This window comes from Paenibacillus sp. VCA1 (assembly GCF_031583795.1).
GTDB lineage: Bacteria > Bacillota > Bacilli > Paenibacillales > Paenibacillaceae > Paenibacillus_AQ > Paenibacillus_AQ albilobatus.
In genome coordinates this window covers 516,086-532,894 of sequence record NZ_JAVLSX010000003.1, presented here as the reverse complement: position 1 = coordinate 532,894, position 16,809 = coordinate 516,086, and the positions used below count along the sequence as shown (strand labels likewise).

The window sequence follows — 16,809 nt, the reverse complement described above, 5'->3', positions numbered from 1 at the left end:
ATATTTAATCCATTATGAAATTGATTCATTTATAAAGCTATAAAGGAGCGTTCTTCAATTGGAACAATTCAGACTTCCGAAAATACCGATGCCTAAGCTTGAGCTGCCGCAGGCTATTCAAGACGTAATCCAAGAAGCCGAAGAAAAGCTGGCCCATCGGCCCAAGCTGCTTCAGCTGTTCAAAAACTGTTTTCCGAATACGCTGGAAACGACCACGAAACTGATGGACGATGGAACGACCTTCGTCATCACGGGCGACATTCCGGCCTCCTGGCTGCGGGATTCCGTCGAGCAAGTGATTCATTACGTGCCGTTTGCCAAAAATGACGCCGATCTGCAGCGCATCATCGGTGGGTTGATCAAACGCCACATTCACTACGTTCAAATCGACCCTTATGCCAACGCCTTCAACGAATCGGCGAACGACTGGCATTGGAATACCACCGACAAGACCGAGATGTCGCCGTGGGTATGGGAACGCAAATTTGAAATCGATTCCCTTTGCTTCGTGATCCGTCTGGCCTACCTGTATTGGAAAGAGACGGAGCTTACCGATATTTTCGATGCCAACTTTAAAGCGGCGTTGCGTAAGATCGTCGACGTATTCAAAACCGAGCAGCGCCATTTCGAGCTGTCGCCTTATCGGTTTACCCGGAACAACGGCATTTTGACCGATTCGCTGCGCAATAACGGACTGGGGATGCCGGTGAATTACACGGGCATGATCTGGTCCGGATTCCGCTCCAGCGACGATGCCTGCGACTTCCATTACAACATTCCGGGCAATATGTTCGCGGTGGTCGCCCTGCGCCAAATGCAGGAGTTTGCCGAGTGGGTATTCCGCGACATGGATCTTCTTGAAGAGCTCAAGGAGCTTGAAATCGAAGTCAATCACGGCATTCAGCTGTACGGTATTTACCGCCATCCGGAATTTGGGCCGATTTACGCCTATGAAACCGACGGTTTTGGCAACTACTGCCTGATGGATGACGCGGGCACGCCGGGACTGATGTCCATTCCTTACCTGGGCTATACGACGGCCGACGATCCGATTTATCAAAACACGAGACGGTTTGCGCTCAGCAAGGAAAACCCGTTCTATTTCGAAGGTAAAGCGGCCAAAGGCATCGGCAGCCCGCACACGCCGGAAGATTATATCTGGCACATGGCTTTGTCCATGCAGGGATTGACGGCGCAAACGGCCGAAGAAAAACTGGAAATGATCGCGATGCTGGAAGCAACCGATGCGGACACGGGCTTTATGCATGAAGGTTTCCATGCCGACGACCCGACCGTTTTCACGCGGAAATGGTTCGCTTGGTCGAACAGCCTGTTCTCGCAGTTGGTTTATAAAGCGATGAAGGAAGGATTGCTATGAGCCAAAACCGTGTCATCATCTTGTGCGATTCCGAATTCCCGACGGCCGGCTTTATTCCGCAGGCCGGGGTATTCGGAAAGGCGGACGGCGTAAAAGTCGTCGGTGCGGGCGAGCTTGCCGATGCCCTGCGCGGGCTTGAAAACGGCTGTTTCGTCAATTTGCACGCCCCTTATTTCCCGAAATCCGCGTGGACGGAAATATCGGCTTTCCTTCATCGAGGGGGAAGTTTGATCAGTGCGGGAGGGGCGCCGTTTAAACGTCCGGTTTCTTTGGAAAACGGGTCTTGGGTTCCCGAAACGGAACAGACGGCGTACCATCAGGAGCTGTACATTCATGAAGCCCTGCGGGTGGATGCGGCGAAGGTCGCCTCGCTTGCGCCTTCCGACAGCATTCCGCTACTTGCAGGACAGGAAGGGCTTTTCGAATTGGACGATGTATGGAACCTCGTGCCGCATACGACCAAAAGCAGCGACCTGCCCCACCAGATGGGATCCGCAGGCCCGATGAGCACGCAGATTTATCCGATGCTTAAAGGGATCAGCGCCGAAGGACGCGAAATCGCCGCGCCGGTCGTGCTGTGGGAAAACTCCCGCGTCACCTTTGCCGGCTCGCGCTGGATGTTTGTTTTCCTGCCGCTGAAGGCGGCATTCTGGGACAATGGCGGCGCAGATCGGTTATTGGCATGGGCGCAGTTTTGCGCCAAAGGGGTCACTGAGCTGTCGCTGAAGCCGAATTATGCTTCCTATGAATCGGGCGAACATGCCGTGCTGACGCTCCAGACGCAAATTTTGCAGCGCGGTGATGAGCGGGCCCATGCTCCCGAAACATGGAGCTTTGCGCTGGAGGTCCGTCATGAGAGTGACGGCGGCGAAGTTTGGAACCACCAATTCGAAGCCCAAGTGAGCAAAGAGCAAAATTTTGTTCGCATTCCGGTTCCGCTTGACGTTCAAAGCGGTCTATACCGAATCGTCTGCCGCGCGGAAGGACCCGACGGCGAGGTGCGGATATTGCGCCAAGGCTTCTGGGGCCGCGATGATCTTCTGCTTGCCGAGGGCACGCCGATTACCCGCAGCCGGGACTATTTCGTCAAGGACGGACGGCCTTTGCCTGTCGTGGGTATGACGTACATGACCTCCGACGTGGCCCGGAAATTTCTGTTCCTGCCGAACGTAGACGTTTGGGAGCGGGATATGGCCCAAATGGCCAAAGCGGGCATCAACTGGATCCGTACCGGCGTATGGACGGCGTACCGGAATATCATGCAGGTCGACGGCCATGTGTCGGAGGAAGTTCTGCGCGCGATCGACGCATTCTTCCTGACCGCCAAACGCCACGGGTTGCAGGTCACCTTCACGTTTTTCTCCTTCACGCCGGAAACGTGGGAAGGAGTCAATCCTTATCTGGATCCGCAAAGCGTGGAGGCTCAGAAGAGATTCATCCGCAGCATCGTCAGCCGCCATACGGCAACGACACATGTGGATTGGGACTTGATCAACGAACCTTCGATGTTCGACCCGCCGCGCATCTTCTCGGAAGGACCTCGTTCCGCAAGGGATCCGTTCGAGCGCCAGGCGTACGTGAAGTGGCTGAAACAGCGTCACGGCGATATAAGAAGCCTTCAGGAGGCATGGAACATGTCGCCGGACCAGCTCCCCGATTTCGAGTCGGTGGTCATTCCCGAAGCGGAAGACATCAACTTCGACGTACAGGACATGCACAAGGCGAAAAAAGGGACAAGATGGCTGGATTACTGCCTCTTCTCGATGGATATGCACAACGTTTGGGCAGAGCAGCTTGTAGGCACCATCAAAGAACTGTGCCCGAACCACCTCGTGACGGTCGGTCAGGACGAGGCGCTCGGCGCTCAGCGGCCTTCTCCGTTTTTCTATGAAAAGGCCGTTGATTATACGACCGTGCACTCCTGGTGGCTGAACGATTATTTGGTTTGGGACGGCATTTTCGCCAAAACGCCCGACAAGCCGAACCTGATTCAGGAGACCGGCATCATGTACGTAGAGACGCCGGACGGACGCGCCAAACGCTCCGAAGCGGAGCTGCGCAACATTTTGGAGCGCAAATACGCGTACGCCTTCTCGACGGGAGGGGCCGGAGCGATTCACTGGATCTGGAACACGAATTTTTATATGGACAACGCAAACGAGTCGCATATCGGCGCCCTGCGGGCAGACGGCACGGAAAAGCCGGAGGCCGACGTCTCTTATGATTTTGGCCGGTTCATTGCGGAAACGCGTGACTTGTTCACGGACCGCGAGCTTGAAGATATCGCCGTCGTCTTCCCGTATTCGAATGATTTTTCCAACCGGGCTTTGGCGTTCCAATCGACGACTCGCCTGACGCGACTGATGTCCTATGATCTCAAAATTCCGTTCAGGGGGGCATCCGAATATCATCTGGACGCGCTGCGGCGGCAAACGCCGAAGCTGATCATGGTGCCAAGCCCGCATAATATGGATAGCGGCGCTCTGGAAGAATTGATCGCCCTCGTGAAGGAATCGGGCGCAACGCTCCTCGTGACGGGACCGCTCGGGCTTGATGCTTATTGGAAGCCTAGCGACCGCATGGATGAAGTTCTTGGCAAGCGCAAGCTGGCCAATGTCCGCAGGGAGGAAATGCTGGGCCTGGGCGGCCGTCCGATGGCTGTTTCCTTCGGTCACCGGCGGATCGCGGAGGTCGTCAAGGAGAGCCCTGCTGCGACGGATGCAACAGGCTCTATGGACCATGTCGTGGACATGCCGCTCGGCAAGGGACGCCTTATCTGGAGCAGCCTTCCGCTGGAGCTGAACGGCCGCGACGAGCCGATCATCGAGCTGTACCGTTATGCAGCGGAAGCGGCAGGCGTAGGGCAGGACATGCAATGGATCGCCGGCGGCGAGCTTCCGGGGGTATACGGACGGAAATTAAGCTTTAAGGAAGGGAACCTGTACGTGTTCGTCTCCGAGTTCGGCTGGGATGCTTCCGTCAAGGTTCAGGATCCGCGTACCGGAGCAGCTTACGGCTTTACGCTGGAAAGCGACCGGAGCGTGTTGTTTGCCACGGACAGTGAAGGCCGCATTACGGCGGTGTACCGTCCCGACGAAGTGGAAATCCGTGTGGAAGGCGTCTAAGCTTAGAAACGCTTTGGGATAAGAATGCCTCGCTCTTAAGCTGGCGGATGAAGATGAATTGAGCTTTTTGCGGCGGCCGGCGAGGCTTTCAAAGATGAAACAACTGTCCGCATATGGCGGACAGTTGTTCTTCATCCCGTTTTAACGGCTTAAAGCTGGAACCCAGCGTGTCCTTATGAAATGCCGCCTGGGGGATGGACGTATCCAAGAAGAACATTTTGCGAAAAATCGCAGGTTTCTATATACGATGAAGGTATATTTAAGTATAATATGTGGCGTGGTAAGACGATGAAATCATTTTTATTCGAATAAAAAAGGGGATCATTCCCAGATTTGTGATATAGAGCATAACCTGTCATTGTTCGTGTGGAATGGACAATCGGAAGACTTCCGCTTGGTCCGAAAGAAGCCGAAAATGCAAGCATCAGTAGCAAACGAAACGTATATTGGGCAAGCATATAATCTCACTACGGGGATTCCTCGACCGGTTGGCCGCCGAAATCGGCAGGCCCGGACTTACAGAAAAGGGGATTGACTTTTATGACTTCACAGCCAAAACGAACCGCGCATATCATTTCTCATACCCACTGGGACCGTGAATGGTATTTGCCGTATGAAAAACACCACATGCGCCTGATCCGCCTCATGGACGTGCTGATGGATACGCTGGAAAACGACACGGAATACAAAAGCTTTTATCTGGACGGCCAAACGATCATTCTGGAAGACTACCTGCAGGTTCGTCCGGAGCAAAAGGAACGCCTGGAAAAATACATCCGCGAAGGCCGTATTTTCATCGGCCCGTGGTATATTCTGCAGGATGCGTTCCTGACGAGCGGCGAAGCGAACATCCGCAACATGCAGGTCGGCCATAAGGACGCCGCGCGTTACGGTCAAATTTCCAAAATCGGATATTTCCCGGACACCTTCGGCCTGGTAGGGCAAACGCCGCAGCTGATGCGCCAGTCCGGCATCGACAATGCGGTGTTCGGCCGCGGCGTGAAGCCGACGGGCTTCAACAATACGGTAGCCGATTCGGATTATGAATCTTCGTTCTCCGAGCTGATCTGGGAAGGACCGGACGGCTCCCGGGTGCTGGGCATCCTGTTCGCCAACTGGTACAGCAACGGCAACGAAGTTCCGGTTGATCCGGAGGAAGCCAAAGAATTCTGGGACAGAAAGCTGGCCGACGCCGAGAAATACGCTTCGACGCCTGAGCTTCTGTACATGAACGGCTGCGACCACCAGCCGATCCAGACGGATCTTGCGCAGGCGATGGAGACAGCCCGGAAGCTATACCCGGATACGGAGTTTGTACACTCCAATTTCCCTAAATACCTTGAAGCCGTGAAAAAAGCGAAGGAAGGCGAGCTTTCCGTCGTTCGCGGCGAGCTTCGCAGCCAGCGCACCGACGGCTGGGGAACGCTTGTCAACACCGCCTCCTCGCGCGTTTATTTGAAGCAGATGAACCAGCTTGGGCAGACGATTTTGGAAAAAGTAGCGGAGCCGCTGGCCACATACGCGCGTCTGGCAGGCCAGGAATACCCGCATGACCTTTTGACTTACGCATGGAAAACATTGATGCAAAACCATCCGCATGACAGCATCTGCGGTTGCAGCGTGGACGAGGTCCATCGCGAAATGGTGACCCGCTTTGCGAAAAGCCGCGACGTCGCCGAATCGATCATCGACGAGAGCAAGCAGGCGGTAGCCGATGCGGTCAATACGTCCGTATTCGGCAGCTATGGGGAAGAGACGGTTCCGTTTGTCGTGTTTAATACGACCGGCTGGAGACGCAGCGGCACCGTGTCCGTCGATCTGGAAGTGAAACGCGTATACTTCCGCGAAGGTCACTCGTTCGAAGACATGAGAAGCCAAATGAAGGACTTTGATCTTGGCCTGCGCGCTGTCGTGGACGCAAACGGCAACCCGGCGGCATTCAGCCTCGAGGATCTTGGCCTCCGTTTCGGTTACGACCTGCCGGACGATAAGTTCCGTCAGCCCTACATGGCCCGCGCCGTCCGCATTACGTTTGAGGCAGACCAAATCCCTGCACTTGGCCTGAAGGCATACGCGCTTGTGGCCGGAGAAGCGGCAAAAGGGCTGCAGGTGCAAAAGGATTCGCTGGTGAAGGATGGAACTACGATCGAAAACGGCACCCTGCGCGTCGAAGCAGCGGCTAACGGCAGCCTGACGGTTACCGACAAGCGCACGGGACGCGTGTTCAAAGACCTGATGATTTTCGAGGACACCGGCGATATCGGCAATGAGTACATGTACAAGCAGCCGGAAGGGGAAGAAGCGCTGACGACAAAAGATCTGACGGCTTCCATCCGCGTCGTGGAAGACACGCCTTACCGCGCCGTGCTCGAAATCGTGCATGACTGGGAAATCCCGGCGTCCGCCGAGAAACTTCTGGACCAGGAACAGGTCGAGCTGATTTATTACCCTGTGCGCAAAGCGCAGCGCGTCAAAGAAACCGTTCCGATGAAAATCCGCACGCTCGTTAGCCTGGAGCGGGAAGGACAAGGCGTTCAAATCGAAGCCAGCTTCAACAACCAGGCGAAGGACCATCGCGTTCGCATGCTCATGCCTACCGATATCGAGGCTTCCAAGTACCAAGTCGACTCAATGTTCGAAGTAGCCGTTCGCGATGTCGAACCTGCGAAGGAATGGCAGAACCCAAGCAATACGCAGCACCAGCAGGCATTTGTCGACGTCAGCGGCGCGGGCGCCGGCTTGACGGTCGCAAACCGCGGGCTGAACGAATACGAGGTTCTGCGCGACGGACGGAACACGATCGCCGTAACGCTGCTTCGTTCCGTCGGCGAGCTTGGCGACTGGGGGCATTTCCCTACGCCTGAAGCACAATGCCTCGGCGAGCATACCGTCCACCTCGAAGTCATCCCTCATAACGGTGACGGCATCGAATCAGGAGCGTACCGGGAAGCGTATCAGTTCCAGATTCCTTGGACGGCCGCACAGACCGGGCTGCATGAAGGCAGCATCACCGCCGTCCATGCGCCATACGCATGGGAAGCGGACAACGGCTTGGCATTTTCGGCTTGGAAGGTCAGCGAGCAGACCGGAGACGATATCCTGCGCTGGTACAACATGAAACGCGAAGCAGCGAATCTGCAGCTCGAGCTTGCGCAAGGCGCTGCTTCGGCTTACAAGACGACGATCCTCGAAGAGGAAACCGGCGATAAGTTGGCCGCGGTATCCGATCATGCCGAGCTTGTCGCAGGACCATGCGAGATCGTATCCATTGGTATCAAACGTTAATATGGACGGGGAAAGAGGGCCGCGGATCATCCGCGGTCCTCTTTATTGCTTTTTCCAACATGATTCGTCAGAGCGCATTTTGCCGGCTGCACAATAATTTCCATCCTAAATTCAAATTTAGCAGATGATATTTGGCTCATCTCTGCTTTTCCTCCTCCAAAACCCGTATTTTCAATGTTGCATTCCTTTCGACTTGAACGTTAAAAAAATGACAAAAAACAACCTCTATATTTTGTAGAAAACCCCGTTGTATAAGGATTTATTTTCGTTCAAAAAAATAGCTTACACCGACTAAAAAAGTTGTTGACTGAGTATGGATTTGCACGTATCATTTACATTAAATTTACAAGGGAAAATTACCCATAGTAATTCAATCCTTCCATTCTTGCCGGCTGCAATTGACCGTTGGTCATTTGATGCATTAAAGCTTTATTGCAAAAATGAAGCGCTTACAGTCGAAGAATGAACTCAAATCCCGAGAAGGAGTGATTGCGCGTTTCGTTTGTAGTATCCGCATTTTTGGAGTTTTATTAAATTTAAGGGGGATTTTATTTTGAAGAGAAAGCTTTCGATATTTCTATTGACGCTTACGATGTTTGGCGGACTCTTGGCTGGATGTGGAGGCGGCGATAAGAAAGCTGCGGACCCTGCGCCAACGGAGCAAGGAGACCAAAATAAAACCGACGACTCGAAAAAGACTGACGATACAGCAAAGACAGACGATACCGCAAAAGCCGACGACACCAAAAAGGATGATGCGGCAAACGATCAAAGCGACGGCATCTTCCCGGCGAGTGATCCAGCTTCCAGCCCGGCGGCAGCAATGAATCGTAAGGATACGTTGATTGTGGGCATGAGCGCGCCGAAAGGAATATTTAACCCGTTTTATGGGGAGACGGCCTATGACCAGTATGTACTCAAAGCATTGTTCGACAGTTTTACGGAGGTTCAAAAAGACGGGACATATGGAAACTCGCTGGCTGAAAAGGTTGATGTGTCCGATGACGGTTTAGTATACACGTTCCACTTGAAGCCAGGCATTAAATATAGCGACGGCACGCCGATGACCGTTAAAGATTACGTTTTTGCCATAAAGGTATTGTGTGATGGAGCATATGACGGCCCATCCGACATGATGAGCACAAAAATTAAAGGGGCGCAGGAATACCACGACGGCAAGGCCAAGGAAATTTCAGGGCTTAAAGTCATTGACGATAATACCGTTGAAGTGACTGTATTGGAGCCTCAGGCCGTGACGAAAGACAACCTTGGCACAGTTTGGATGGTACCGGAATCTTATTATGGCAAGGGCTATAAACAGGGCAATCTTGAATCGATCAAAGCCTTAAACACGAAGCCGATTGGGAGCGGCCAATATGTGCTGACCAAGTATGCTGCAGGCCAAGAGGTGGATTTGACAGCCAATCCGGACTACTTCAAAGGCGCTCCGAAAGTTAAAAATGTTGTGTTCAAAACCACAACGAGTGAAACCAATATGGCGATGCTGCAATCAGGCGAAACCGACATGGATATGATCACGGTAAGTGAGGATAACGTAGAGGAACTGAAGTCCTACGGGTTCCTTGATATCAATATTTACCCTACAAACGGGTATGGATATATCGCGTTCAACCTCAAACAGAAGAGATTCCAGGATGTGAAGGTGCGTCAAGCGCTCACCTATGGCCTGAATCGTAAAGAAGTCGTTGAAGGCGTATATGGAAAATATGCAGATGTCATCAATATTCCGCAGTCCAAAGTATCTTGGGCCTATACGAATGAAAATATTAACCCCTATGAATTCAACATGGATAAGGCAAAACAGTTGCTCGATGAAGCTGGCTGGAAGGTTGGCTCGAGCGGAATCCGTGAGAAAGACGGAGAGAAGCTCAAAATCAATTTCTCCGCGACGGCCGATAATACTGTTGTAAACGCACTTTTACCGATTATGGCCCAGAACTATAAAGAGCTTGGCATTGATCTGGTTTCCGAAACGCTCGATTTTAATGCCGTTATGGATAAAAAGGATAAGGGCAATTACGATATGTTCTTTGCCGCATGGGGACTAACGGCAGATCCGGATACTACGATTTATATCACGAACGGTGCTCAGAATAAATCAGGTTACTCCAATAAAAAGGTTGACGACTTGATGGAAAAGGCGAGAAAGGAACTCGATCTAAATAAACGTAAGGAATTATACAAAGAGATGTATCAAGAGATCAATAATGACCTACCATGCATCTTTATGTACCAAAGAAGAGATATGTGGCCAATAAATGCACGGGTGAAAGGCTTTGACCTGGCTCCTTACAAAGATTTCTCTTATGGATTGTATAACGTGGAAATTCCGCAATAATCGATCAAATTTAGGTGCTCAGCTCCCGGAGAAGTTCGGGGGCTGAGCATGTCCGCTTATGAAGCCAGGAGGAATTTGTATGAAACAATACATTATCCGCAGACTTCTGCAGATGATCCCGACATTGATCGGGATATCGATTATTATTTTCGCGATCTCTGCAGTTGTGCCCGGTGATTATATCACTGCGCAGGACAGCCCGACGATGACCCGGGAGAAGGCCGAGCAGCTCCGACACATTTACGGGCTGGATCAGCCGGTGGTGAAGAGATACTTTACATGGGCGGGCAACATGATCAAAGGCAACATGGGCGACTCGCTTGTACATAAGGAACCTGTGACCAAGGTGATCAACAGCTATGTATGGAATTCATTCATCATCGCTTTTTTCACATTTGTGCTAAGCTGGATTATTGCGATATTCGCAGGCGTATTTTCGGCTAAATATCAATACTCGCTTTTTGATAAAATCGTAACACTGCTCATCTTTTTATTCATGTCGCTTCCGTCGTTTTTTTTAGGGCTGATGCTGATCAAGGTTCTTGCTTTGCAATTGAATCTGGTCCCTGTCGGCGGCATGACAACCGCAGGGCTGAATGCCGAAGGTTGGGCTTATATCAAGGACGTGCTTAGTCATGCCATTTTGCCCATCATTGTTTTGACGATGCTTAGCACCGGCGGCTTAACCCGTTATTTCAGAACAAGCATGCTTGAAGTTATCCATATGGACTATATCCGTACGGCACGGGCGAAAGGGCTTCATGAGCGGGTCGTAATCTTCAAACATGCATTACGGAATGCGATGCTGCCTGCGATAACACTTTTAGGTTTTGAACTTCCTGCGCTTTTTGGGGGAGCAATCATTATGGAGAAGATATTTATATGGCCGGGGGTCGGTCAAGTTTACCTTGAATCGATCAATATGCGAGATTATCCGTTTATGCTTGGCTTTACGATATTTGGCGCGATGCTGACGCTGCTTGGCAATCTGCTGTCGGATGTGCTGTACGGCATTGCAGATCCGAGAATTCGTTTGAAGTAAGGAGGGGGATCTCGTGTCCGTTATCAATGTAACCAAGGCGGAACATGCGGCCAATACGGGACAAAAAGCTGCGGCTTCTCCGTGGAAAATGGCGCTGCACCGTTTTACCAGGAATAAATTAGCGCTTATCGGTTTTTTTATATTGTTGTTTATGGTTTTGCTCTGTATCATAGGCCCGCTGTTGTCGCCGTATAAATTGTTAGAATATGACATAAAAATGAAAAACAAACCGCCAAGCAGCGAACATTGGCTGGGTACCGACTCTCTCGGGCGCGACGTGTTACTGCGGATGTTGCTCGCCGGCAGAATTTCGCTTCTGGTAGGGATCGTTTCTACGTCTATCACGGTCATTATTGGCGCAACTTTAGGCGCACTGGCAGGTTTTTATCGAAAAGCCACCGATACGATCATTATGCGGATTGCCGACATTTTTATGGCTATGCCGACCATTCCGCTCTTGATTATTCTGGGTGCTGTATTATCCGATTTAAAAGTCGACCCGAAATACCGGATCTATTTTCTGATGCTGATCATCGGCGCTCTGGGTTGGACCGGCTTATCCCGTTTGGTTCGGGGGCAAATCCTTGCACTACGCGAGATGGAATATATGCAAGCCGTGGAAGCGCTCGGAATTCGGGACAGACGCAAAATTTTCCGGCATCTACTGCCCAATACCATCCCTATTATCATCGTATCTGCGACACTCGGAGTGGCCGGTGCTATTTTATATGAATCAGCGCTGAGCTATCTCGGGCTTGGTGTTGTTCCTCCGACACCTTCATGGGGAAATATGGCCTCAGCAGCGAATGATATGATTGTTTTTAGAAAAAGACCGTGGCTTTGGATTCCTCCGGGCATGTGTATTCTCATTACGGTCGTAGCGATTAACTTGATTGGCGACGGGTTAAGGGATGCCTTAGATCCGAAAACAAAAAAATAGGGGATTCGAATATGGCGAAAAATCTGGTTGAATTTCGAAACTTACAAACTCATTTCCGGACTTCCGCAGGTGTCGTCAAGGCAGTCGATGATGTCAGTTTTACGATTCGGGAGGGGGAGACGTTATGCGTCGTCGGCGAATCCGGCTGCGGCAAAAGCGTAACGGCCATGTCGCTTATGCGGCTCGTCGAATCCCCTCCGGGGAACATTGTCGGCGGGGAAATCGTTTTTGAAGGCAAAGATCTGCTGAAAATGAACAATAACGAAATGAGAAGAATCCGCGGCAATGAAATCTCAATCATATTTCAGGAGCCGATGTCGTCCTTGAACCCGGTTCTAACCATCGGCGAGCAGATTACCGAACCGCTGATGCTCCATCTCATGCTGGACCGCAAGGCGGCGAAGAAACGGGCGATCGAGCTGATTAATCTGGTCGGGATCCCAAGGGCGGAGGATATTTTCCATGCTTATCCGCATGAGCTCAGCGGGGGCATGCGCCAGCGGATCATGATCGCCATCGCCCTTAGCTGTGATCCGAAGCTGCTGATCGCGGACGAGCCGACGACGGCGCTGGATGTGACGATCCAGGCTCAAATTCTCGATCTGATGCGGGATATCAAGAAAAAACTGAATACGTCCATTATGCTGATCACCCATGATCTAGGCGTCGTTGCGGAAATGGCCGATTTCGTCGTGGTGATGTACGCGGGGAAAGTCATTGAAGAGGCGCCGGTCATCGAGTTGTTTAAGAACCCGAAACATCCGTACACCCGAGGGCTTATGAAGGCAAAACCAGTGATCAACCAATCGCAGGAACGGCTGTATACGATTCCGGGGCAGGTTCCCAATCCGATCGAACTCGGAAACAACTGCCACTTCCATGACCGCTGCCAGTTTTGCATGGATATCTGCAAAGTGAAGGAGCCGCCTCTCCGCGCCCATGAATCGGGCCACAAAACGGCATGCTGGCTCTATGAGGAAGAGGGGAGAGGGTAAGCGATGGGTGAACCGCTGATTGAAGTCCGAAACTTGAAAAAATATTTTCCGATCACCGGGGGCGTTTTCCAGCGCACCGTAGGGCACGTCAAAGCGGTCGACGACGTTTCGTTCGATATCCAACGCGGCGAGTCTTTCGGGCTGGTGGGCGAATCCGGATGCGGGAAAAGCACCATTGGCCGAACGATTCTCCGATTGCATGAAAAAACGGCGGGCGAGATCAAATTTAAAGGCCAGGACCTGTTCGGGCTGCCCAAAAACAAGCTGCGGGAGCTGCGTCCGGAGCTGCAAATCGTATTCCAGGACCCGTTCAGCTCGCTTAATCCCCGGATCAAGGTCGGGGAAGCCATCGGGGAGGCGCTGCTTGAGCACGGACTGATCGACAGAAAAAAGCTGAAGGAGAAGGTCGTCGAAACGCTGGAAATCTGCGGTCTGGCAAGCTATCATTACGACCGTTTTCCCCACGAATTCTCGGGCGGGCAAAGGCAGCGGATCGGGATTGCACGGGCCCTGATCCTGAATCCCGATTTTATCGTCGCAGACGAGCCCGTATCCGCCTTGGATGTCTCCATTCAGGCACAGATCATCAATCTCCTCAGCGATTTGCAGAAGGAGCGCCAGCTGACATATCTGTTCATCTCCCATGACCTGAGCGTCGTCGAGCATTTATGCGACCGGATCGGCGTCATGTATTTGGGCTCCATGGTTGAAATGGCGGACAAAAAAGCATTGTTTGCCAATCCTTTGCACCCGTATACGAAAGCCTTGCTGTCAGCAATTCCGATTCCGGATCCGACGCTGAGACGGGAGCGGATCGTTCTGCAAGGCGACATCCCAAGCCCGGCCAATCCGCCCTCGGGATGCAAATTCCATACAAGATGCCCTATGGCTTCCGATATTTGCAAAAAGGAAAACCCGGTTTTCCGCGAAGCCGAGCCGAATCATTTTGTTGCATGCCATTTTGCTTGATACGACGTCTTAATCCGGCGTACCGAGTCTTTTCCTCACAAGAAAAGGCCCGGTATTTTTTTAGGTATTTCTAGGAAAAAGGAGGAAAATGGCCATTCATGTAAAATAGATTAGGGTAGCGTTTATTAAACTTTGTAAACTCCAAGAAAATAACCGAATGTAAATGATTACATTTACATGAATTAAAGGATAATCCTGCCATTGACAGATGTATCTCTTTCCAGTAAATTTGATCGTATTATATTGGATATTCCTCATGTTAGGTAACCTGACAGGCGGGATGCTGTCCAATCGTTGTAAGCGAATTCAATTTTTTTGTCACTTCCGAATATACCATTTCTTACTCAGGCATCCTCTGCTCTTTAACATTAAAATTCGAAAAGAAATGGGTTCAATTTTCACGAGAAAACCTTTATACCGCTTGTTTTGCGTCATTAAAAAAATTAATTCAATGTGCCTAAAAAAATGTTGACGTGAGTTTAATTTACACGTATCATTACATTAAATTTATGTAGGAAGTTTTACCCAGCGCGAATCGACATCCTTTTTGCCGTTTTCAATTGACCGATGGTCATTTACAGCATTAATGCTTTATTGCGTTATTAGGTATCTGTAATTTTGTCCGAGTTGTTCACATTTTCAGCGTTTTTTCGGGCGAAGGATTCGGCGCCGTAATCTCCTAACATTTGGATATATTAATTTTTTAATATATTGCTTCACCTGTTGCCGTCACCCTGGTCTTTACTTTCGCTTAACACTAGAGGGGGAAATGTCTAGGCGTAATTCGGGGCAGTAGAACGAATTCAACACAGGTGTAAAAGTCCCTAATAGCCAGACGGACAAGCTTCGTTTGAACTATTAGCCAGGTCTTTGGGATGTTCCATGCAGCAAATGCTGGTATCCATCATTTTATTTTCAAAGGGGAGGATAAAGTATGGCAAGTAAGAAAAAATGGTTGTCCTTATTGGTATCATTGTCTGTTGTCAGTGCTCTGTTCGTAGGCTGCGGCGATTCCAAAACTGCAGAAACGCCTAAAGACGAGCCGAAAAAAGAAGAGCCGACGAAGAGCGAAGGTGACAAAAAAGAAGAACCGGCGACTGGTGAACCTAAAGACGGCGGCACGCTGACTTTCGGAAGCACATCCGACATCGTAAGCGTGAACCCGATCTACGTGCAGGACACGGCTTCGGGTGACGCTGAGCAATTCTTGTTCGCGAAATTGTTTGACATCGACCGCACCGGTAAAGTAGCTGCTGAGCCTTGGTCCCTGGCTGCAGAGCCAATGACGATTTCCGAAAACGGCCTGGAATACACGATCAAATTGAAAGACAACGCGAAGTGGAGCGACGGACAGCCAATCACGGCAGACGACGTCGTGTTTACGTTCGAAACCGTCCGCAACCCTAAAGCGGGTTCCCCTGGCATCACCGGTTTCGACAAAGTGTCGAAAATCGAAAAGGTTGACGACAAAACCGTCAAAATCACGTTGAAAGAAGTTTATGCTCCATTCCAATACGTAGTGGCGACCGAAATCGTTCCACAACACGTTCTGAAGGACGTTAAACCGGAAGAATTGCAAAAGTACGTATACGGTACCGATCCTGCCAAAACCGTTACAAGCGGCCCTTGGAAATGGACGGAGTGGAAGCAAAAAGAATATTTGACGTTTGAAGCCAATCCGGATTATTGGGGTCCTAAACCTCATATCCAAAAAGTCGTATACAAAATCTATGCTGACCAAAACACGGAAGTTCAAGCCCTCATCAAAGGCGACATCGACCTGGCGAACGGCGTTCCTGTAACTCAGCTGGAAGTTCTGAAAAGCAAAGACAACCTGACTGTCGATCCGACTCCGGGTCCTCAATACGAATACATCGGCCTGAACCACAAAGCCGACAACTTCAAGGATAAGTATGTTCCTTGGTCCAGCCCTAAAACAAGACAAGCGATCGCATACGCCCTCAACCGTCAAGGCATGATCGACAACGTTCTGAAAGGCATCGGTTCCGTCATGGACGCTCCGTTCCTTCCAGGTTCTTGGGCAGATCCGAAAGAAGCCGCTACCCACTATGACTACAATCCTGAAAAAGCAAAACAATTGCTTGCAGAAGACGGATGGAAGCCTGGCAAAGACGGCATTCTCGAGAAAGACGGACATCGCTTCTCCTTCGAACTGCAATACAACGCCGGCAACAGCCGTCGTGAAGGCGTAGCAACGGTAATCCAACAAAACCTGGCAGACGTAGGCATTGAAGTGAAGCCTAAAGCGCTCGACTTCTCTGCATGGGTTGACCAAAACCTGAACCCTGGTAAATTCGAAGCCGTTCTGATCGGCTGGTCCTTGAACAATCCGGATCCGGACCAAGAAACGATCTTCGGTTCCAAGTTCACGCCGCCAACCGGCCAAAACAACGTATGGTACAACAACCCAGAACTTGACAAGCTATGGCAGCAGGGTACTTCGACTGTAGACCAAGCGAAACGTGTTGAAGTCTACAAAGAAGCTGCGAAAATCCTGTCGACTGACCTGCCTTACATCTTTATGTACCAATATGGTGCACCAACAGCAATGTCCAAGAAGATTAAATTTGCAGAAGAAGACAAACCAGAAGCAACGCTTGCTTACGGCTACTTCTTCCACGCAATCAACTGGTGGATCGACGACGCAAAATAATAAATGCATCACAATTTAGGGGCGCAAACGTGCTAGAGGGGG

9 protein-coding genes are annotated in these 16,809 nt (G+C 50.9%); all 9 read left to right on the top strand.

The genetic code is table 11. From position 1 onward, the window contains the following. Nucleotides 1–58: 58 nt before the first annotated feature. Nucleotides 59–1,378, top strand: a complete 1,320-nt coding sequence (locus tag RJP21_RS08945) for a glycoside hydrolase family 125 protein (RefSeq protein WP_160043051.1) — start codon at nucleotides 59–61, stop codon at nucleotides 1,376–1,378. Next, nucleotides 1,375–4,503, top strand: coding sequence for a beta-galactosidase (locus RJP21_RS08940; RefSeq protein ID WP_310858972.1), 3,129 nt, complete (start codon nucleotides 1,375–1,377; stop codon nucleotides 4,501–4,503). The genes RJP21_RS08945 and RJP21_RS08940 overlap by 4 nt, the downstream gene beginning before the upstream one ends. Before the next feature lie 540 nt (nucleotides 4,504–5,043). Then, entirely contained in the window at nucleotides 5,044–7,788 is a 2,745-nt protein-coding gene (locus RJP21_RS08935) for an alpha-mannosidase (protein ID WP_310858971.1), read from the top strand. Between the two features lie 592 nt (nucleotides 7,789–8,380). Beyond that, on the top strand, nucleotides 8,381–10,147 hold the full coding sequence (locus tag RJP21_RS08930) for an ABC transporter substrate-binding protein (protein WP_310859014.1): 1,767 nt from the start codon (nucleotides 8,381–8,383) through the stop codon (nucleotides 10,145–10,147). A gap of 79 nt (nucleotides 10,148–10,226) precedes the next feature. Next, nucleotides 10,227–11,189: an ABC transporter permease gene (locus RJP21_RS08925; protein WP_310858970.1), complete on the top strand. Its 963-nt coding sequence runs from the start codon at nucleotides 10,227–10,229 to the stop codon at nucleotides 11,187–11,189. Nucleotides 11,190–11,277: 88 nt separating this feature from the next. Next, on the top strand, nucleotides 11,278–12,129 hold the full coding sequence (gene opp4C, locus RJP21_RS08920) for an oligopeptide ABC transporter permease (RefSeq protein ID WP_310859013.1): 852 nt from the start codon (nucleotides 11,278–11,280) through the stop codon (nucleotides 12,127–12,129). A gap of 11 nt (nucleotides 12,130–12,140) precedes the next feature. Then, on the top strand, nucleotides 12,141–13,124 hold the full coding sequence (locus tag RJP21_RS08915) for an ABC transporter ATP-binding protein (RefSeq protein ID WP_310858969.1): 984 nt from the start codon (nucleotides 12,141–12,143) through the stop codon (nucleotides 13,122–13,124). Between the two features lie 3 nt (nucleotides 13,125–13,127). Continuing rightward, nucleotides 13,128–14,093: an ABC transporter ATP-binding protein gene (locus RJP21_RS08910; RefSeq protein WP_310858968.1), complete on the top strand. Its 966-nt coding sequence runs from the start codon at nucleotides 13,128–13,130 to the stop codon at nucleotides 14,091–14,093. 934 nt (nucleotides 14,094–15,027) lie between these two features. Next, complete coding sequence (locus RJP21_RS08905) at nucleotides 15,028–16,767, top strand: peptide-binding protein (protein ID WP_310858967.1); 1,740 nt, start codon at nucleotides 15,028–15,030, stop codon at nucleotides 16,765–16,767. Nucleotides 16,768–16,809 lie beyond the last annotated feature (42 nt).